The sequence below is a fragment of the Streptomyces sp. NH27 genome, from assembly GCF_056859195.1.
This window is the reverse complement of the sequence record NZ_JACEGK010000476.1, coordinates 1-6200: the sequence shown is the minus strand read 5'-3', so window position 1 is coordinate 6200 and position 6200 is coordinate 1. Positions and strand designations below refer to the sequence as shown.

The following is a 6200-nucleotide window of genomic DNA, read 5'->3' as shown; positions in this document are numbered from 1 at the left end:
CACCACCCCGGCGGGCACGTCCTCGACTCCCCAGGCCCCGACGGCAGTTGGCCCCGACCTGGCCAAGGGCGTCGGCTACCTGGTGAACGGCGACAACCTGGTCGACGGCCGCTACTACGAGTCGTCGCCGGGCTTCGCCGACTTCGGCATGACCATCGACGGCCTGTTCGCCCTGGCCGCGACCGGCGGCGCCGACGAGACCCTGGCCGCCATGTCCGACTTCCTCCAGCACGGCAAGGACGCCGGCGGCCGCGGCATCGACGCCTGGACGCTCGTCGGTACCTCCTACGCCCAGGGCGGCTCGCTCGCGAAGGAGGCGGTGGCGGCCGAGGTGCTCGGCGCCGACCCCCGCGCCTTCGGCGGCCACGACCTGATCGCGGCGCTCGACGCCACGATCTGCGCCAAGGCCGACACCTCGGGCGGCTGCGCGGCCGAGGGCGACTACGCCTACGCGACCTCGGTGTTCTCCCAGTCCCTGGGCGTCATCGCGCAGATCCGCGCCGGCGAGGCCGGCAAGGCGGCCGGCCCGATCGCCTGTCTGGAGAGCCTCCAGGACGCCGACGGGGCCTGGCCGAGCCTGATCCCGTCGGGCGCCGACCAGGACGCGGACAGCACCGCGATGGCGATGATGGCGCTGGACCTGGTGCCCGGTGACGCGACCGCGCAGGCCGTCGCGAAGGGCGCGGCCTGGCTGGCGGGCAAGCAACTGTCGAACGGCGGGTTCCACGGCGCGGCCGGCGACTCCGTCAACTCCGCGGCCCTCGCGGTCCAGGGGCTCGGCCTGGACCGTGCCGGCGGCGGGAAGTACACCGGGCAGATCGCCAAGGCCCGCGCGTTCCTGGCCGCCGAGCAGAACCCGGACGGCGGCTTCCGGGTCGCCTCGGACGCCGCCGGCCAGACCACGTCCGACCTGCGCGCCTCCACCCAGGCGGTCGGCGGCGCGGTCGGCACGTCCTTCGGCACGCTGCTGCGGGACCTGAACGACCAGAAGGCCGCGGCCGCGGGTGCCGCCTACCTCGTCGAGCAACTCGACGGCAGCGATCACCTGTCCAACGACTACGGCCCGGACTACGGCCTCACCGCCGACCTCTCGCTCGCGCTCGCCTCGACCGGCGGCCAGGACAAGGCGCTGACGAGGACCACGGGTTACCTCGCCGGTCACGTCGCGGAGTACGCCGACCCGGACGGCACGTCCGACTACCCGGGCCCCTACAGCGGCTCGGCGGCCAAACTCGCCCTGGTCGCCGAGGTGATGGCGCAGGACCCGCGGCACTTCGGCGGGTTCGACCTGCTCGCCACGCTCACCGGCCACGTGTGCACCGCGGCCACCGGCGACGGCGCGTGCACCGCGCCGGGGGACTTCTCCCAGGCGTACTCCACGGTCTCGCAGGCCCTCGGGGTGCTGGCACTGGCCCGCGGCGGTGTCACCCCGCCGGACAGCACGGTCGCCCGGCTGCTCCAACTCCAGTGCAAGGACGGCGGGTTCTCCTCCACCCTGATCGCCGCAGGCGCCGACTGCACCTCCGACACGGACACCACCGGGTACGCCGTGCAGGCGCTCACGCTCGTGCCGGGGCACGCCGACGCGGTCGCCGCGGCGCGCGCGTTCCTCGTCAAGGCGCAGCAGAGCAGCGGCGGTTACCAGGGGGCGGCCGGGGTCAGCGCCAACTCCACCGCCCTGGCGGTGCAGGCCCTGCTCGCCACCGACCGGATCCGCCCCGAACAGGCCCGCAGCGGGCAGGAGTTCCTGCGGTCGGCGCAGAACACCGACGGCGGGGTCCGGATCACCGCCGCCGCGGGCGACTCCGACGTCCGCTCCACCACGCAGGCCGTCCCGGCCCTCGCCGGCACCCCGCTGACCACGCTCACCCACGCCCTCGGCCCGATCGCGCCGAGCAGCGGCGGTGACAACGGCGGTGCGTCCAGCGGCTCGTCCGGCGGTTCCGGCTCCGGTTCCGGCGGTTCGTCCGGCGGTTCGTCCGGTGGCTCGCTCGCGGCGACCGGTACGGCGGCGCTCTCGCTGGCCGCCGCGGCCGGCATCCTGCTGGCCGTCGGCGCCGCGATGACGGCCCTGCGCCGCAGGTCCGCCACCGAGGGGAGGCACCAGTGAGGAAGCTCTTCACACGAACGCGTCGGGCGGCAGCCGGCCCCGGGATGCGGGAGCGGGTCGTACGGGTGGGGGCGGCGCTCGCGGTGCTGTGCGGGGCCGCGCTGACCGGGCTCGGGCCCGGGGCGGGTACGGCGGCGGCGAGCGCGTTGCCGATGAGCAAGTGCACGACGACCTCCGGGGTCGTGCTCGCGGTGGACTTCAGCCGCTGGGGCGGCCCGCTGCTGCGCTCGTGCGGGACCACGCCGACCACCGGCTACACCCTGCTCAACCAGGGCGGTTGGCAGAGCACGGGCACCCAGCACGACGGCCCGGGCTTCATCTGCCGGATCGGCTACGCCGGTTACCAGGCCGGCAAGCAGTACCCGACCAGCAAGGACGAGGCGTGCGCGCTGACGCCGCCGGCCACCGCGTACTGGTCGTACTGGCACGCCGATCCGGGGCAGAACAGTTGGTCCTACAGCCAGTTGGGCGCGATGAGCTACCACCCCAAGCCCGGCGGCGTCGATCTGTGGATCTTCGGCGCGACGAACGTCACGGGCACCCAGGGGCGGCCGACCTTCTCCCCGGACAGCGTGCGGGCGCACAACACCACGCCCGGGGGCGGCAGTTCGGGCTCGGGCGGAAGCAGCGGGAGCGGCGGCGGAAGCACCGGCGGGAGTGGTGGTGGCAGCGCCGGCGGGAGCGGCGGCAGGGCCAAGCCGACGGCGACCCATCAACCGTCCGCGTCGGGCGGCACGAAGAGCGGCGCCACGGCAGGCGCGAAGCCCGGCGGCAAGACCACCACCTCGCCGTCCGCGTCGAGCGGCACCCCGACCCCGACCACCACGGCCACCGCTAACCGTCCACTGCCCACGGCGCCCGGCACGACCACCGGCGCGGGCACCAGCATGTCGCCCACACTGTCGGTGGTGGTCGCCGACCCGACGGCCAACGCCCACCACTCCACCGGCTCCGTGCTGCCGGTCGCGATCACGGTCGGCGTGGTGGCCGTGATCGGCGGCGCGACCGTCGTACAGGTCCGGCGCCGCCGTCGGGCGGAGTAGCGCGGTGACCCGCAGCGCGGTGGTCCCCAGCATCGAGCGACCGCCGCCCGAGCCGCCCCAACCCGGCGGTTCCGGGCGGCGGTTGCCGCGCACCCTGCACCCGATCGCCTGGTGGATCTGGGGCATCGGCCTGGCCACCGCCGTCAGCCGGACCACCAATCCGCTGCTGCTCGGCCTGGTGCTGGCCGTGCTCGGCTACGTCGTCACCGAGCGCCGTACCGACGCGCCCTGGGCGAAGGGCTTCAAGTACTACCTGTGGCTCGCCCTGACGGTGATCGCGATCCGGGTGGCGTTCCGCTGCGTCTTCGCCTCCGGCATCACCCCGGCCGACCACATCATGTTCTCGCTGCCGCACATCCCGACTCCGCACTGGTACGCGGGAATCCAGCTCGGCGGCCCGGTCTCGCTGGAGGCCACCCTGTCCGCGGCCATCGACGGGCTGCGGCTGGCCTGCCTGCTGTGCTGCATCGGCGCCGCCAACACCCTCGCCAACCCCAAGCGCGCCCTACGCGTGTTGCCCGGCGCGCTGTACGAACTCGGCGTCGCCGTCACGGTGTCGATGAGCGTCGCACCCCACCTCGTGGAGAGCGTGCAGCGGGTGGCCCGCGCCCGCCGGCTGCGCGCGGACCGGGCCCGGGGGCTGCGCGCGCTGCGCAGCATCGTCATCCCGGTGCTGGAGGACGCGCTGGAGCGGTCGCTGTTCTTGGCCGCCGCGATGGACTCGCGCGGCTACGGCCGGGCCGGCACCGCCACCCGCGCCTCCCGCCGGGCGACCGGCGCGCTGATGCTGCTGGGCATGCTCGGCCTGTGCACCGGCGTCTACGGGCTGCTCGACGGCACCACCCCGCGCGCCCTCGGCCTGCCCGCGCTGCTGGTCGGCTCGCTGCTGTGCTGCGCCGGGCTCGCGCTCGGCGGCCGCCGGGTGCGCCGCACCAGCTACCGGCCCGACCCGTGGCGCGCCCCGGAGTGGGTGGTGGCCGGCTGCGGCTGCGCGACGGCCGTCGTGCTCTTCCTCACCGTCGGGTACAGCGCGAGCGACCTCAACCCGTCGCTGTATCCGCTGCGTTGGCCTTCGCTGCCACTGCTGCCCGCCGCCGCGGTGCTGCTCGCGGGCGTCGCCGCCTTCGCCGCGCCGCCACCCGCGCGCACCCCCGGCCGGGCGGCCGCGCCCAAGCCGGCGGCGAAGAGGACCGGGAAGCCCGAGCGCATCGGGAAACCCGAGCACACCGACAAGTCCGGGAAGCCCGAGCACACCGGGAAGCCCGGCAAGCCCGAACTCCCACCCCCGTCCGCCCCGGAAGACGACGACACCCCTCGCGAGGCCCTGCTGTGATCCGCTTCGACCAGGTCAGCGTCTGTTACGACGGCGCCGCCGCGCCCGTGCTGCGGGCGGTGGACCTGCGGATCGAGGAGGGCGAACTCTGCCTGGTGGTGGGCCGTACCGGCGCGGGCAAGTCCACGCTGCTCGGCACGATCAACGGCCTCGTGCCGCACTTCACCGGCGGCACCCTGGCCGGACGGGTCACCGTCGACGGCCGCGACACCGCGCAGCACCCGCCGCGTGAACTCGCCGACGTCGTCGGCGTGGTCGGCCAGGACCCGTCGGCCGGCTTCGTCACCGACACCGTGGAGGAGGAACTCGCCTACGCCATGGAGCAGTTGGCGATCCCCGCGGACGTGATGCGCAAGCGGGTGGAGGAGACGCTGGACCTGCTGGGCCTGGCCGACCTGCGGCACCGCGCGCTCTCCGAACTCTCCGGCGGCCAGCAGCAGCGCGTCGCGATCGGCTCCGTGCTCACCGCCCACCCCCGGGTCCTCGTGCTGGACGAGCCCACTTCCGCCCTCGATCCGACCGCCGCCGAGGACGTACTCGCCGCCGTCACCCGCCTCGTGCACGACCTCGGCGTGACCGTGGTGCTCGCCGAACACCGTTTGGAGCGGGTCGTGCAGTACGCCGACCGCGTCATCCACCTCACCGGCGACGGCACCGTCACCGACGGCCCGCCCGGCAGCGTCTTCCGCACCTCCACGGTGGCGCCCCCGGTGGTGGACCTGGGCCGCCTCGCGCGGTGGGACCCGCTGCCGCTGTCGGTACGCGACGCCCGCCGCGCCGCCGCACCGCTGCGCGAACGGCTCGCCCCGCTGCCGGTGCCGCCGCCACGCCCAACGACACGCGAGACGGGGGCCGTTGGGACGGAAGCCGTTGGGACGGAAGCCGTTGGGACGGAAGCCGTTGGGACGGAAGCCGTTGGGACGGAAGCCGTTGGGACGGGGGCCGTTGGCCGCGCCGCCGTGGAACCCGTCGCCCCGATCCTCACCGCGAAGGGCGTCGTGGTCCGCTACGGCGAGGTGATCGCCGTCCGCGAGGTGGACCTCGACCTTCGCCCCGGCCAGGTCACCGCGCTGATGGGCCGCAACGGCTCCGGCAAGTCCTCCCTGATGTGGGCGCTGCACGGCGCGGGTCCACGCCAGGCCGGCACCGTACAGGTCGGGTTCGGGGTCGGTGTCGGCCGGGCAGCCCCCGCCGGCACCGAGCCGGCCGCCGCCGCGCACCCGGCGCAGCTCGATGTGCCCCGACACGCCGAACAGCCCACGAAGCGCGGCTGGTTCGGCCGGCGCCGGGACCGTACCCCCGAACGGCGCGGCCCGATCGGCCTCGTCCCGCAGACCCCCACCGATCTGCTCTACCTGGAGACCGTCGGCGCCGAACTCGCCCAGGCCGACCGGGAGTCCGACACCGCGGCCACCCCCGTGGCCCGGACGATCCTCGACCGGCTCGCGCCTGGCATCGCCGACGGAGCCCACCCCCGCGACCTGTCCGAGGGCCAGAAACTCTCCCTGGTGCTGGCCATCCAGCTCACCACCGCGCCCTCGGTCGTCCTGCTCGACGAGCCCACCCGCGGGCTCGACTACCAGGCGAAGCGGGCCCTGATCCAGATCGTCGACACGCTCTCCGCCGAGGGCCGCAGCGTCGTGATCGCCACCCACGACGTCGAGTTCGTCGCAGCGAGCGCCGACCGGGTGATCGTCATGGCCGAGGGCGAGAT

The 6200-nt window shown here is 74.8% G+C and carries 4 protein-coding genes; all 4 read left to right on the top strand.

What is annotated here, in order from left to right:
- Positions 1-2110 (top strand): prenyltransferase/squalene oxidase repeat-containing protein (locus tag AC13HU_RS29675; RefSeq protein WP_483045057.1); only part of this gene is annotated, 2110 nt, incomplete at its 5' end.
- Positions 2107-3153: a hypothetical protein gene (locus tag AC13HU_RS29670; RefSeq protein WP_483045056.1), complete on the top strand. Its 1047-nt coding sequence runs from the start codon at positions 2107-2109 to the stop codon at positions 3151-3153. The genes AC13HU_RS29675 and AC13HU_RS29670, both read left to right, overlap by 4 nt.
- Positions 3154-3157: 4 nt before the next feature.
- Positions 3158-4486, top strand: a complete 1329-nt coding sequence (locus AC13HU_RS29665; protein ID WP_483045055.1) for a CbiQ family ECF transporter T component — start codon at positions 3158-3160, stop codon at positions 4484-4486.
- A partial coding sequence (locus tag AC13HU_RS29660; protein WP_483045054.1) for an ABC transporter ATP-binding protein occupies positions 4483-6200 on the top strand: 1718 nt, incomplete at its 3' end. The genes AC13HU_RS29665 and AC13HU_RS29660, both read left to right, overlap by 4 nt.